The organism is Providencia sp. PROV269, from assembly GCF_028477785.1.
Taxonomy (GTDB): Bacteria; Pseudomonadota; Gammaproteobacteria; order Enterobacterales; family Enterobacteriaceae; genus Providencia; species Providencia rettgeri.
Map to the genome: position 1 here is coordinate 240,151 of NZ_JAMPLV010000002.1, position 13,418 is coordinate 253,568.

The 13,418-nt window shown below is 45.0% G+C and carries 21 protein-coding genes; 2 read left to right on the forward strand and 19 right to left on the reverse strand.

The features are described from left to right. Positions 1–7: 7 nt before the first annotated feature. From PR683_RS02435 to PR683_RS02475, 9 genes are all read right to left on the reverse strand, one after another. Positions 8–523, reverse strand: coding sequence for a phage major tail tube protein (locus tag PR683_RS02435; RefSeq protein ID WP_036962042.1), 516 nt, complete (start codon positions 521–523; stop codon positions 8–10). A 2-nt stretch (positions 524–525) separates the two neighbouring features. Further along, the gene (locus tag PR683_RS02440; protein WP_272581654.1) at positions 526–1,698 is read right to left on the reverse strand and encodes a phage tail sheath protein; all 1,173 of its coding nucleotides are present in this window, start codon (positions 1,696–1,698) and stop codon (positions 526–528) included. Between the two features lie 142 nt (positions 1,699–1,840). After that, the gene (locus PR683_RS02445) at positions 1,841–2,344 is read right to left on the reverse strand and encodes a hypothetical protein (RefSeq protein WP_272571269.1); all 504 of its coding nucleotides are present in this window, start codon (positions 2,342–2,344) and stop codon (positions 1,841–1,843) included. 72 nt (positions 2,345–2,416) lie between these two features. Then, positions 2,417–2,767, reverse strand: a complete 351-nt coding sequence (locus PR683_RS02450; RefSeq protein WP_272571270.1) for a tail fiber assembly protein — start codon at positions 2,765–2,767, stop codon at positions 2,417–2,419. Then, the gene (locus PR683_RS02455; protein WP_272571271.1) at positions 2,767–4,377 is read right to left on the reverse strand and encodes a phage tail protein; all 1,611 of its coding nucleotides are present in this window, start codon (positions 4,375–4,377) and stop codon (positions 2,767–2,769) included. The genes PR683_RS02450 and PR683_RS02455 overlap by 1 nt, the downstream gene beginning before the upstream one ends. Continuing rightward, positions 4,374–4,985, reverse strand: coding sequence for a phage tail protein I (locus tag PR683_RS02460; RefSeq protein WP_272571272.1), 612 nt, complete (start codon positions 4,983–4,985; stop codon positions 4,374–4,376). The genes PR683_RS02455 and PR683_RS02460 overlap by 4 nt, the downstream gene beginning before the upstream one ends. Next, the gene (locus PR683_RS02465; RefSeq protein WP_272571273.1) at positions 4,978–5,889 is read right to left on the reverse strand and encodes a baseplate assembly protein; all 912 of its coding nucleotides are present in this window, start codon (positions 5,887–5,889) and stop codon (positions 4,978–4,980) included. The genes PR683_RS02460 and PR683_RS02465 overlap by 8 nt, the downstream gene beginning before the upstream one ends. Positions 5,890–5,891: 2 nt before the next feature. After that, on the reverse strand, positions 5,892–6,233 hold the full coding sequence (locus PR683_RS02470) for a GPW/gp25 family protein (RefSeq protein ID WP_036962053.1): 342 nt from the start codon (positions 6,231–6,233) through the stop codon (positions 5,892–5,894). Beyond that, the gene (locus tag PR683_RS02475) at positions 6,230–6,856 is read right to left on the reverse strand and encodes a phage baseplate assembly protein V (RefSeq protein ID WP_272571274.1); all 627 of its coding nucleotides are present in this window, start codon (positions 6,854–6,856) and stop codon (positions 6,230–6,232) included. The genes PR683_RS02470 and PR683_RS02475 overlap by 4 nt, the downstream gene beginning before the upstream one ends. 127 nt (positions 6,857–6,983) lie before the next feature. Here PR683_RS02475 and PR683_RS02480 point away from each other — a divergent pair, with 127 nt between their 5' ends. Next, positions 6,984–7,298, forward strand: a complete 315-nt coding sequence (locus PR683_RS02480) for a type II toxin-antitoxin system RelE/ParE family toxin (RefSeq protein WP_248468298.1) — start codon at positions 6,984–6,986, stop codon at positions 7,296–7,298. Further along, positions 7,291–7,578: an addiction module antidote protein gene (locus PR683_RS02485; protein WP_117162001.1), complete on the forward strand. Its 288-nt coding sequence runs from the start codon at positions 7,291–7,293 to the stop codon at positions 7,576–7,578. Before PR683_RS02480 ends, PR683_RS02485 begins: the two co-directional genes overlap by 8 nt. A gap of 4 nt (positions 7,579–7,582) precedes the next feature. Here the strand turns inward: PR683_RS02485 and PR683_RS02490 are convergent, their stop codons facing one another. The 10 genes from PR683_RS02490 to PR683_RS02535 form a co-directional block, all read right to left on the reverse strand. Further along, the gene (locus PR683_RS02490) at positions 7,583–8,200 is read right to left on the reverse strand and encodes a phage virion morphogenesis protein (protein WP_272571275.1); all 618 of its coding nucleotides are present in this window, start codon (positions 8,198–8,200) and stop codon (positions 7,583–7,585) included. Then, on the reverse strand, positions 8,197–8,625 hold the full coding sequence (locus PR683_RS02495; protein WP_272571276.1) for a phage tail protein: 429 nt from the start codon (positions 8,623–8,625) through the stop codon (positions 8,197–8,199). Before PR683_RS02495 ends, PR683_RS02490 begins: the two co-directional genes overlap by 4 nt. Next, positions 8,609–9,187, reverse strand: a complete 579-nt coding sequence (locus PR683_RS02500) for a DUF2570 domain-containing protein (RefSeq protein ID WP_272581655.1) — start codon at positions 9,185–9,187, stop codon at positions 8,609–8,611. Before PR683_RS02500 ends, PR683_RS02495 begins: the two co-directional genes overlap by 17 nt. A gap of 15 nt (positions 9,188–9,202) precedes the next feature. Then, the gene (locus tag PR683_RS02505) at positions 9,203–9,646 is read right to left on the reverse strand and encodes a structural protein (protein WP_272571278.1); all 444 of its coding nucleotides are present in this window, start codon (positions 9,644–9,646) and stop codon (positions 9,203–9,205) included. Beyond that, positions 9,639–9,944 (reverse strand): phage holin family protein, encoded by a 306-nt coding sequence (locus PR683_RS02510; RefSeq protein WP_036962068.1) that lies wholly within the window; start codon positions 9,942–9,944, stop codon positions 9,639–9,641. The genes PR683_RS02505 and PR683_RS02510 overlap by 8 nt, the downstream gene beginning before the upstream one ends. Before the next feature lie 3 nt (positions 9,945–9,947). Then, positions 9,948–10,151 (reverse strand): tail protein X, encoded by a 204-nt coding sequence (locus tag PR683_RS02515; RefSeq protein WP_110591553.1) that lies wholly within the window; start codon positions 10,149–10,151, stop codon positions 9,948–9,950. Further along, positions 10,148–10,624 carry a head completion/stabilization protein gene (locus tag PR683_RS02520; RefSeq protein ID WP_272581656.1) on the reverse strand — a complete coding sequence of 159 codons (477 nt, stop codon included), beginning with the start codon at positions 10,622–10,624 and terminating at the stop codon, positions 10,148–10,150. Before PR683_RS02520 ends, PR683_RS02515 begins: the two co-directional genes overlap by 4 nt. Before the next feature lie 88 nt (positions 10,625–10,712). Further along, positions 10,713–11,369 (reverse strand): phage terminase small subunit, encoded by a 657-nt coding sequence (gene gpM, locus PR683_RS02525; protein ID WP_272581657.1) that lies wholly within the window; start codon positions 11,367–11,369, stop codon positions 10,713–10,715. Positions 11,370–11,372: 3 nt separating this feature from the next. After that, a complete protein-coding gene (locus PR683_RS02530; RefSeq protein ID WP_196723470.1) occupies positions 11,373–12,467 on the reverse strand; it encodes a phage major capsid protein, P2 family in 1,095 nt (364 codons plus the stop codon). Positions 12,468–12,479: 12 nt separating this feature from the next. Beyond that, a complete protein-coding gene (locus tag PR683_RS02535) occupies positions 12,480–13,307 on the reverse strand; it encodes a GPO family capsid scaffolding protein (protein WP_196723469.1) in 828 nt (275 codons plus the stop codon). Between the last annotated feature and the right edge of the window lie 111 nt (positions 13,308–13,418).

Genomic DNA, 13,418 nt, shown 5'->3' on the forward strand with positions numbered 1-13,418 from the left:
ACTTTTCCTATAAACCTAATGCGGCGCGTTGTTCTTCTAGGCGGTCAACACCATCAACTTTTTCAATCATATTGAGTAAATCAATCTCAATGAGTGTTTCACCATCCCAAATGAGTTTGTAATACGTGGCATTAAAAGGCGCTTTGACTTGTGTGTTTTCACCGGCCTTGCCATTACCGGAGTCAATTTCACTGAATCGACCCCGTAACACGACCTCAACGGCGGTGTATTCTTTGGTATCTTGGCGTTGATAGGCACAATTGAGGCGCAACATCACGCCATCAATTTGAGTGATCCCCCATTGCTTATAAAGCTGGGCTTCTAAGCCCCCGAATGTTAATTCGGCTGATAGAGCATCATCTTCTAAGCCCATATCAATTTTGACGCCGCCATTCATGCCGCCGCCGCGATAGGTTTCAAATTTACGGGTGATTTTCGGTAGCGTGATTTCTTCAATACGCCCCATATAACTTTCACCCTCATTGAATAAATTTAAATCTTTAAGTTTGCGTGGTAAGGCCATGATTACCCCTTAATTTTTGAGCCAAAATCTAATAAATAGCGGTCAGTGATACGCTGACGTAACAGTAAGTTTTCCAGTGGGGGTACTGCTGTATAGTCATAATCAATGTATAACTTGCCGCTTTTCAGCTCTTCTTTGGTGTTAACGTCTGGATCGAACCAACATTCACCGCCTAACAAATAGCCTTGCGTTGTCATGCTGCGCAGTTTTGCATTGATACTTTCGATAATGTCACGAGCCAGTGAGGGATTGAGCGTGCCGTCAATGGACCAGTCTAGCCCCTCGGCGATGGTGTCGGATAATACCTGCGCGGTGCGGGTGTAGGACTCAAAGGCAAACAACGGATCATCTGAGCAAGTACGGGAGCCCCAAAACTTGAAGCCGTTATTGCGAATTAGTGTGGTGATATCGTTTTCGTTAAGTAAGCCAGCATCGGTGGCAGGGTCTTGTAAATCCCATGACACATCGGCAGAAATACCAGTTACACCATTAACACCCACGTTAGACAAGGTTTTATGCCAGCCAATTTCATTATCAATCTTGGCACGTAAACCCAAGGCACACGCGGTGGCGTAGATATCACTCTCTGCATTCGTGACGGTATCCCAACTTTGGAATTCAGGCCAAATCAACATTAATTCACGTTGATTAAAGTTTTTGCGGTAATCAATCGCATCGGAAATAGTTTTGCTACCATAGGCGCTGACATAGGCCATGGCTCGCATTTTTTGCGCGATACCCGCAAGTGTTGAGGAAACGGCCTGTGTATCGTGAGCGGGCACTGCTAGAATGCGAGGCTTAACACCTAAACGGCCTTGCGCCACGGTTAATGCCTGCAAGCCGGTTTTGCGGCCATCAGGCGTGGTGCCACCAATGATATTTGAGGTGGTTTCTGCTTCGCTTTCGCCTTGCTCAACACGAACAACCACGGTAACTGGTTTTGATTGGTTACCGATAGCATCTAGTGAGCGTGCAAGCGTGCCAGTTTCGCCGGCTTTACCTGCCGCATTTTTCACATCTGTAATTAAAACAGGGGTATTGAGTGGAAAGGCTTTTGTGTCTGCATCATCGGCAGTACACACCATTCCGACAATGGCGGTGTTGATGGTGCGAATGGGTCGCGTGCCTTCGTTGAGTTCAATCACTCGCACGCCGTGGTGATAATCTTGAGCCATTACTAGCGTCCTCTATTTTGCAATAGCTCAATTTTGGGTTGGGGTTAACGTAAATGCACGGAATGGCGATTGTGTGGGGGATGAAACAAAGCCCCGTGATATAGGGGCTTGCATTGGGTAACGTCGTAATGAATGTAATAAATTATTTTTTAGCGTTTATTTTTAAAAATGAATTGTAGAGTTCAAGCGTTTTTTTAAAAATATCTTCAGCGGACTCTTCCCACTTAGATTCCATTTTTTCTTCAGGCTCTACATATTTTATAAAAGGAGTTATAACATATTGCGGTTTACATGCTTCAACGTATTTAGTCGTTTGCCCACTGGTTCTTGATGTACAAATAATGATATGACATTTTTCGTCAACAAAAAATGGAAGGCTGTCTCGAAGACGGTGATGCTTTTTGGTAGGTGCAACAGGGTCACCTTGACTTTCAAAAGCTATTTTAAAATCACCTATTTCAACCAAAAGTTTTATATCGGAAGTCGCTTTTTTGCTTAAATAATTGGTGACTTTAATTTCGCCTTTAAAATCGGCTAATAATCTATGATAAACACTTGTTACTATTTTATGGTAAACCAATTTTATAGTTGTAGTTTTACCTGAGTTACTCGGGCCTTTTAATACTAAAACATGTGGTTGAAACATAGGGCTTCCTAAAATTAAAATATAACAGCCTAATACTACTATAGTTAAATAACAATTAAGCTATTTCATATCTCATTCTGGCTTTTCAGGCCAAATAATATCTGATGCCGATGAAATATCAACACGACTTAACAAAACTCGGGACTCCTTCCACTCTCTTAACTGCTCCCGTTCTTCATCCGTAGCAATACCAAGGTCAACGGCATCTTGCAAAGGTGCTATTGCGGCAGTAGCTTCATTTAATAGCGCCTGTTTCTGATATTCCGCTTCTGCGATTAATTGCTCTTTTGATGGCGGTGGATTGGTGATCGCTAATGCCTCTTGCTCAGAAATAAGAGTTAAATCATCAGTAATAAATGCATCCTGTGATCCATCTGATTCATAGGCATAAACTTCATTATTTTTATCTTTGTAATATTTCATTATGACCTCAGCTCAGTCCACATGTTAATGCCATTTTTCGTCACATTTGCACTATATTCGATTTTATACGTTGCTCCATTAGGCACGATAAAACACAGTTGGGGCTTAGATTCACCACCGTACCCGACAGATACAGCGACTTTGACATTATTAATAAAGCAATCGAAACCCATATAATGATCTCGTGCTCCGTTCGGAGAAATTGAAACCAGTATCGGTTTACCCGTTGAATTTGTGTATATAGTGCTCACCGTTCTTGATGCTTTAACATCTTTCCAAGTCTGGCCATAACCTAAGCCACTCCCTGCCGCAAGCTTGCTATCAACTTCAGCCTTGGTATATGCCCCCACATCCCCTGCAGTGAGAGATATATCCGCGCTTAGAGGTTTACCGTTGACTTTACGCCCATTCGGAACCCGTCCATTCGCATTATTATTGGCATTAGTTGCTGCAGTATTAGCTGCGTTAGCGGTAGCTTGTGCATCTGTACCCGCTTTTTTTGCATCGGCGACTTTAGTATCGGCTTCTGCTTTAGTATAAGCGCCAACATCACCAGCACTTAAAGTGATATCAGCGCTCAACGGCTTATTATTTACTTTTCGAGTGTTGGGCACACGCCCATTGGCATTCGTATTTGCATCGGTACCGGCTTTTTTCGCATCCGCGGCTTTAGTGTCGGTTTCTGCTTTAGTATAAGCGCCCACATCGCCTGCACTTAACGTGATATCAGCGCTCAACGGCTTATTATTTACTTTTCGAGTGTTGGGCACACGCCCATTGGCATTCGTATTTGCATCCGTACCCGCCTTTTTCGCATCGGCGACTTTAGTGTCGGTTTCTGCTTTGGTATACGCCCCCACATCACCCGCACTTAGCGTGATATCAGCGCTCAATGGCTTGTTGTTCACTTTACGCGAGTTCGGCACTCGGCCATTGGCGTTGTTATTCGCATTAGTTGCTGCTGTATTGGCCGTATTCGCTGAAGTTTGTGCATTAACCGCCCGTTGGTTTATTTCCGTGGCCAACTTAGGTGTAACCGCTTTGGTATTATCTTCGCTGAGTGTATCAGCCAGTAACACAAAACCTTTGGCGCTAGTCGTCGCGTCGGGGTGATTACGGCTTTTAACGTGAGCCTCAATCGCTGTTTTTACTGAGTCATCCACATAGCCGCGCGTTGCAAGCACAATTGCGGGGTCAACTTTCAAAGTAACCGCTTCGGTATGGCTAACAATCAAAATCATTCTAATGGTTTGTGTGCGACCTGAGCCCTCGGCTAACATGGGTTTATAGGTTTCAGGGCAATTCGCCACGGCCACCAATAAACCCGATTTATCAAACAAACCGATTTCACGTATCCACCACCCCCCCTCATTTTCGGGGATCACTTGTTCCGCAATAACTTGATTGGTATTCACTGAGTCAATAAATAGCGTATTAATAGCGGCTCGGCGCTTTTCATTGATAAGTTTGGTTTGTTTGGTATCGGGTGCGGGCAATGTGCCGCCACCGTCACCGACCGCCATGTGTGTTAATTCAATTTTCGTGCCGAGGGCAGTGGCCTCTGCGAGCACTTTTTCACCATAAGTGGTAAGCAATGCAAAATATTTCATTGGAGAGTCACCCTCATTTCATCAATAACGTGTACCGCTGCCCCTGTGGAAATCGTGCCGCCTGAGCTGATCACATCTGGCGTGTAGGGGTAAACGGTTAATTCATCACCGCTATAACTGGTTGCGGCACAATAGATTTGGCCTTTAGTTTCAAGCTGAATAGTGAGCCCAACTAAATGACGGCTCGCCGGCTTGGCATCAAAAATCAATGCTTCTAACTCTTGATACATTTCCTCGGTTATACCGGTTTCAAGAACACCGATATCAAGGCGAAACGTGCCGGCGGTTTCATTAGTTTTCCACCACTCAATCACGCGAATTAAATAGCCTAATGGCTCAACCACGCGGCGCAAGGCACCTATCGTGCCCTTGTGCTTATGAATAAACATCGCGGCTTTCACGGCATCCCGTTTGGCTTTTTCCGTCCAGTTTTTATCCCATCGGTCAACACTGAACGCCCAAGCCAAATACGGCAGCAAATGCACGGGGCATTTATCAGGGTTCCAAAGTTCACGAATAGGAATAGGCACGCGCTCAATCAGGGCTAATGACTCAGCCGCGGCAAGTTCTAACGGTGATGAGCCGACAGGTAATAAACGATTATTCATCTGAGCCCCCTAGTGCCACGTTAATTTGTGTGCAGAAGCTGGCCTGTGTTTTATCCAGTTTGATATCTGCAACCGGCTTTTTCAGTTCAACGCGTTGCACGCCTTGAACATGCAAAGCGGCATAAATGGCACTGAGGACAATGTCACGGCCTAACCGGTGTTGCTGTGTCGCATAGCGTTTCACTTGTTCCTCTGCCGCTGCCATAATCGGTTCGTATTCAGGCGAGGGATAACAGTAAATCACCGCGTCAATTTCATAGTTAACGATGGTTGCCGATTGCACTGTCACACGATCAGCAACCGGCCTAACGTCCTCATCGTTTAACGCAATATCGACTTTCTCAATTAAATCAGCCGGTGCGCTGCCGTTCCCCTCACGAGATAAAACGGTGACAGTGACGTGAGCCGGTAATGGGCTAATCACAGAAGCGTCAGAAACCCGACCATCGGCAGAGCGTGCGTGATATTCATAACTGCCAATAGGGCCTGCTACGCTTAACGCTTCAAAAGCGGCCGGTATACGCATACGCAAATTGGAATCCGACTCATATACCGGCGCAATCGGTGGAATGGCGTTTTCATCCCCCTCCGAAAGTATCAAGCGTTTCACGTTGTTATTGGCCGCGAGTTGGTCAAGGTCGGCACCAGTGGCAAAGGCCACCATACTTGCGCGAGCCGCTTCATTGATGCGCTGACGTAAAATCAGTTCACGGTAACAGTTTTCTTGCAATAATTTGGTTAACGGCTCGGATTCTAATTCCAATGTACGGGCGATGGCTTCCCGCTGTTCTTCTGGCATTGCACCAATTAACGCGGCTTTGCGCTCGGCAAATAGCACTTCATAGTCTAATAGTTCGACCACATCCGGTGCCGGCAATAAACTTAAATCAATACTGGCTGCCATCGTTACCTCACATTAACCGAAAAATTAAGTGACTGATTGGTATCTTGGTTTGTGGCTTCAATATCCACAATCATCTGCGCAGCCTCGGTGCTATTTAGGCTAATGCGAGTTAATAAAATACGTGGCTCCCATTTCAACAATGCGGTGTAGCACGCTGACATTAACTGCAATTTCAGCGCGGGATTTTGTGGCTGGTCGATAAGTTCTGATAATAGCGAACCATAATTTCGCCGTGCGATGCGTGAGCCAATAGGCGTGATCAAGATATCGCGCACGGATTGGCGTATATGCTCAATATCGGAAAGGCACTTTCCATTTTCTCGACTCATACCGCAATATCTCATTGGGGTTTTCCTGTGGATTCTCCGCCGCTACGTACACCGCCATGAGTATGATCATGCAACGTAATACCATTGGATTTAATCGCGCCGCCGGTGTGTGTAAAATTACCCGTCATTTCACCGCCCTCGGTGACATTGAGCGTGGCACAGGTGAGGTTTTGTGAGCAAATCACCGTTGGAGTGGTAAGGTTAATTTGTTTACTTGCATTGACGATAACTACATTTGTTGTAGCATTAATTTGTTCGCTAGCGTCAATCGTGGCCGTTTTAATTCCTGTTGCGATTAATGCACCAGTGGCGGGTTCATATTCAATGATTGCCCCATCTGAATAGGTTCGGTGGTCTGCTGTGAGTGAACTGGTCGGCTCGGCATGTTCATTGGAAAAGATACCGGTTAGCACAAATGCCGTGGTAAGTTCGCCGCCTAAAGCAAGGAGAAGGACTTGCTCACCTACGCTAGGTGCATTCATCGTGCGAGTACTACCAGCACGTAAGGTGACCCAATTTAGCCAGTCGGTTTCTAGGTTTCCAATTTGTACGCGACAGCCTTTTTTGGCATTCACATCGGTGACGGTACCAATTCGGATTAGATTTCGAATCAAACGTAAAATATCGGCATTATTCATAAAATATAGATTGCCACGGATGAAGAACGAGGCGCATGCGTATGACCTTGTACCATCGTTGGCACAAACCAAATAATGTGAAGTTAATGAGCTTTACAAGGTGTAGTTTATAAACTACACTTTAAGCATGAAAGAACTTAAACAGACCGATGCATTCCGTTTATGGGAATCAAAACTAAAAGATAAAAGAGCGCGCACCATGATTGCCACGCGGCTATTTCGTTTAGCAAATGGTTTAGCGGGGGATGCAATGCCAGTGGGTGAAGGGATCAGTGAATTAAGAATTCATTATGGCCCTGGTTATCGTGTCTATTATCAGCAACGAGGCAATACGATAATCCTTTTGTTGTGCGGTGGTGATAAAGGCTCTCAATCACGCGATATTACATTAGCTAAGACACTGGCTAAAAAGTGGATTTTAGAGGAAAACAATGATGAGTAATTTAACAACTTATGATCCAGCGCTCGCGCTAGTCGATGATGAAGAGATTGCATTTTTTATGGCGGATGCCATCGAAACGGGTGATTCTGCTTATATTGCAAAGGCGTTAGGGATTGTGGCCAGAGCGAAAGGAATGAGCCAAATCGCGGCAGAAACTGGGCTTTCTCGTGAACAGCTATACCGCTCATTTAGTGAAGATGGTAACCCGACATTAAAATCAACGTTGGCGGTAATGAAAGCGTTAGGTGTTGAGCTAACGGTAAAAACTCACGTTAATTAATTTTTCATTGAGCCAAAAAATCAATAATCTGGCTCTCAATGTGCCTGATTTCTTGCGGAGTGAGCCCTAACAACTGGCGTGATGGATAGGTGATTTTTGCATTACCAATGCGTTCTGTTAAACCGAACTGGTGTACACCGGCAATATTTGCTGCGGAAGGTAAAAAATAAATCGCGGCTTCTTTATCGCTGCTATATGTTCGTAAAAAACGGGCGGTAGCCAGTTTTTTAAACATACGTGTTTGCTTGGTTTTGCGCTCTGTACTGATTTTTTCTTTCTTGATACTGATATAGCGCTGAATATCTGATTTACGAAATGAGCGCTGGGCTTTTTTATTCGCATCTTGGCCAGTGATTGTTTTGCTATTACCTCGCCAGTTCCGTAAGGTACGTTTTTGACCATGCCACATAAATTGGATTTCACGTTGGACCGTGATGAAATTCGCTTTGCGTTTGGTGTATGGGCTGCCATCCGGATTTTTCTGCTGTTGAATGCGCTTAATTTGAGAACGGCGTAAATCGCGAGTGATTTCTTTGGCGAGCTGCCGGCGCTGGCCTTGCGACATGCGATTTAATAAATGCGTTAATTCACTGTCAAGTTGACGCAAAGTATCATCATTCATCGTGTCGTTGGCCATTCATTAAACGGGTTATCCGGCTCAGGGGTAGCCTCAATCACATATTTACCGTCTTTATCAATCGCTAATACACGCTCGGTGAGATTTAAATCAATACTGATGTGGGCGGTTTTGTTATCTAAAATCACCGCCTCAAATCTAAAATCTTGTTGCCGCTTTGCGGGGTTCGCTGAAATATCAGATTGATTTTTTCTTATCCAATCATTGACTACCGCAATTAAGACATTTTGGTCACCACTATAGCGCTCAATAATGATATTAGCGGTGTATTCATATTCAAAACTGGGCGTTTCTTCTAACGTGGAAATAATCCGCCCATTTTCAACAAATAAATACAGGTTTTCGGGGTTATCTTTGAGAAATGGAATTTTGCGGTCTAAATATTCCCGTAAGTTAGTGAGTTTTTTCACGGTTCCGTTCCTCATCAAATTGCTCAATTGCACCTAGCTGAATATTGGCGGTTTCTAAGGCTGCGAGTAAAGGGTCAACCATCAAAGCCAAATCGCAATAATTTAGAACCCGTCCGGTAGAGGCGGTGGTACTTGCTGGGTTAGTGTTTTCGGAATGGGAACGCATTGCGTTTGCACGGATACGGTAGGCGTTGTCGAGCACCCGATCAGCAAGATACTTAGGCACAGGTAAATCACACGTTGGCTCGTTTTTAAGAATGGTTTTATATTCAATTTTTCTTTCCTCGGCGGCGGCGCGTTGAATAATACCGCGGCGATAGGCATCACCCGCGATTTGATTTGCACGGTGAAAACTTAATGATTGCTCAGAGATCAGCGCGGATTTTTTATCAACGTCTAACGAAAGTTGTTGGTTTTCTGCCGTGAGTATGCCGACTCGTTCATTGAGTCGATCTATTTTTTTGAGACCTTGCCAGCCGGCGAATATGACACCGGCGACAAGGAATAATGCGAAAGCGATTACCCACTTTTTCATATTAAACATAAGCTTTTCGTCTCGCATTATTGGCTTCAAACATCACAACATCGCCCACGCTTTTTCAAACAGCTCATCACTGTATGGCTGCTGACCATTTTCAACATGCACAATCGCTTTAGCGATTTTGAATGCCGTTTCTTTGTCATAAACATCAAGGCAATCATGACGACCAAAGCCCGTTTCTTGACAGACACGATTAATATAACCCTCTGTATTATTGCGGTCTTTTGCGGGTGCCCAACGTTCAATAATTTCTTCCACCGTATCAATTTTGCCGCAACCAACCCCTTGTTTTCCTGCATAGGTTGAATAGGTTCGCAAAAGCTTGAATAATGCGCGAATACCGTATTCAGGTTTCTCAAAGCGGCTATGACGGGGCTCAATGCTAGGGTCAAAGGCCAGCTCCCCTCGCCATGGGTTTCTCGGGTTATAATCAATATTGCCCGGATTATTGTTGCGTATGCCGCGTGGTACGTTAGACATGTTTTCCTCCAGTAAAGCGTGACCATAAATAGGAAAGTCCGATACTTCCCATCGCACCAAATACACCGGTGGTGAATAGGGTGATGTAAATACTTTGATTGCCCTCAATACAAAGCAATCCGCCTAACAACCCGACAAAGCCGGAAACGACCATTTGCATAAAAGCCGCAAACCAGCTCCATGGGGCATTATTCGTTTTAACGTCAATGATGTATCTCACAACACCTCCCCACATTGAAATGAAGAGCATTAATAACCACTGTGCGATACCGAAACTGTTCGGATCTTTATCAAACATGTATCAATCCCATAGCTGTATAAGTGGCTGTACCGGCTCTTCGGTAATTTCAGGTAACTCAATCAATAGCCCCGCAGGTAGCACGGCACCATGTTCGGCAAGATTGGGATTCGCTAACAAAACAGCCTCGGTCATGCCTGTCGTTCTGCCGTAAAATCGCCAACATATTCCGTCTACGGTGTCACCTTTTATCGTTCTGGTTTTCATATCAACTCAACAATATTGTGTGTCGTGCCCTTGATGCGCTGAATTGCCCAGATAGCATCACGCTGTAAATCATCAATATTCGTCTCTAAGGCATCAGCTTTTTTATTACCGTTGGGTGTTGTATCAATATCGCGGTAACGTTCGATTAAGTTTGCTTTTGCCGCGCTGAATACGGCACGGCGATAAAGGATCACTAATTCCGATACGCCAATTTCCCCATGCGTAATTTTGCTGGCCGGAACCGCGTCTAACGTTGTATAGCCCAAGTGGATTTCTTGCTGTTGAAAGCGAGATAATTCACGGTTGGTTTCGATGATGGCGTTTTTTAAAGCTTCAATTAATCGACTTTGGGTGACCGTACCGTCAACTCGCATTGATTCCCGAAATGCGCGGGTATTAATCGCAGGCCAAAAATCACCACTGGTGATCGTTTCGTCTTTTTCGTTAGCGGGTTCGGGTGAAACAAAATCCATAAGGTCACCTTAAAAATAGGTAGGCGGTGGGCGAGAGTCCGAAAAATAAATTTCTTATCTCGCGCCGCCTTGCGCGTTGGCACGTTCTTTATTCATCAGCCCTGTTTTTTGCTGACAAAAACTTTTCAATATTCTTAATATCCTGCTTAACACCGCAGCGTTCATTAAGCTCAAGAGCACGCATTAATTCACATAAAGCCGGTTGCGGAAAATCATTATCGCGCAAGCTGTAACCGAGCCATTTATGTAGTTCGGCGCGGACTTTATCGGGCATATCTTCATGCTCAATTAATGCCATGGTGCGCTGCAAGATATCCAATGGAATGGGATTTTTTGCGGTATAGGCTTCTTTGGCTCTATCTCCCATTTCTTCGGCAATAGCACAACCGGTTGTGCGGGATTGGCCTGACGGCATGGCGAGCCTATGTTTTAATGCATACTCCGCAATATCTAGCCCTTGCGCGTACAAACCCGCGTCAAAACTCCACAACATGAGGTACATCAAAACATCATCTTGAACGCCTGAATTGCCTTTTAATGTTTCAGTGATCCACGTTTCGTATAGCGGTAAGGCTTTACGTTTGTACGCGGCTTTACGTTCAAATGATTGGGTTTTACCTAAATCACGCATGTGTTGGCGCAACATCAATTTGACTTGTGTTGCTGCCGAGGGGTCAGCAAGAACGCCATAGGCGCTGACGTTCTTGGCTTCAACCTGCATGCGTTTTCGTTCCCACGGATTCACAGCTTATTCTCCGGTTGGCGCGTCTTTTACTTCGTCCGGCTCAGTAGGCTCCGCCGGTTTTCCAGACGTCAGCTCAATGTTTTCAATCAACGCCACACAGTCGTAATCTTCAACAATGTAATCTTCATTCACTGATTCGTAGTTTTCGATACGGTCACGTTTTGCGTTATCCACCACTTGACGGCGGCGTGATTCGATTTGCCAGTAGATAGATAAATTATCTAATCGTGTGATAAGCATTCCATTTTTCGGGAAATAAGGAACACGTACCGCCGGCAATCCACCGAGGCGTTTTTGGCTGATAATCACATCCGCAGCTAACGCCTCGGTATTGGCTTGATCACGATTGACGATAGGGAAATATTTATCGGCTAAAAGTGAGCGGCCACAGATAACGACTAAATCGGTATCGTCGGCGTACACTTCTGAAATCGCGTGGTCAACGGCTTGCATAACCAGTGCATCAAGGTTTTCATACTCTTCACCTTTACCCACTTTGATAGGCTCAGGGGTGATTTGGTTGGTGTCTTTATCGGTTGAAGAACCTAAAACATGTTCAGGGGCTTCAAGGCGAATTTTATGTAACCAACCGATGTTGACGTCCTGTAGCATTTTGTTGACTGTACGGTTTGAAGTTGCCGCGCGGCTCGTACCGTTAAAGCCAATCATGATACGGTCAAGGGCTTGACGCTGAATAATGGCATCGCGGATACGGCGTTGGAAATCTTCAAACATCGCCCACATGTCCAGTTTTTCATAACGAATAGCGGTATCGAAATTCGTTTGACGGCAGTGATAGCCTTGTTTGGCTAATTGAGTCGGGTCAGTGGGTTCACGGTCTTGTTTGGTAGTGTCCGTCGTGCCGGCAACCGTTGAACCAATGCCGAGGCCGATTTTTTCGCCCACTTGGTCTTTGACAGGCACAATATTAATTTTGGTCAGAAAGACGGCGCTTAACTGAATTTTGCTTTCCAGTTTTTGGGCTGCCGAAGGCTCAATTTCCACTTTTGAATCTGTGAATTCGTGTGGCTGAACACCGTAAATCTCACCTAGACGGGTCATGTAACCGTTAAATTTAACTTTTGTTTCTTTTCTCATTGTTTTTCCCGTTTAGCAATCAGTCAGGTTTTCAGTGTTGGTTGTATTGCCACCAAAAGACGTGGGGCGGTGTTGCTGATTATCTTGCTGGCTCAAATCTTTTTTGAGTTGGTCCAGCTCACTGCGCAGGGTTTCATTTTCTTTTTTGATACCCGATAACGCTTTGACTTGTGTTTCAAGCTGAGTCAGCTTTTGTGTAGTTTCAGTTTGTTCTTCCGCGCAAAGCTCTACCGCTTGGTGAATGTCATTGAGTTCAACATCATTGCGCTGACGTTCGCGACTGAATTTCGCCATGATGCGATCTTTCAAGCTGGGTTTTTCTGGTTTGTTTTCTTCTTCGGTAAATTCAATTACCGTTTCTTCCGCCGCCGTAAAGACGTTATCTTTATCTTGCTTGCGTTCTGAGAAAGTCGCGGTTTTATCTGCACCCGCGCTAAATTCCAACATGCTCGTGCCAAGGCTGGCAGGGTTATCCGTGACAGCTAAGCCCACCAAGTAAGCACCGTTCATATCAGAGAAATTTGGATTGATTTCAACAGACGTATAAACTTTCTGGCGTTTTTTATTCATTTCGACCAACTCAGGTGTTGGTGTTAACACGCCATATAGTGCTAGCTTTCCTGCTAATGCTCCCTCGCTGATTTCCTCGGTATAGACCGACTCAACATCACCGAAGCGCGGCATAAAAGAATAATTCCAATGCTCCATATTGATGCGGGCACCATAAACATTTTTATCGTAATTTTTGGCGATTTCCGTCAACCATTGGCGTTGCACTTTGCGCCCGTCGGTTGTGGCTCCCTCAACACAAAGGCGCACCGGTTTAGATTTTTTTGTCATTGCTCAGGCTCCGGCAATTAAATTTAATGCGTAGTTAAAAAATTGATGAGCCTATGTTTTCAGGGATGGGGGCTAAGAAACAATGCTTTGCCATTGTGTGGGAAATGGCAC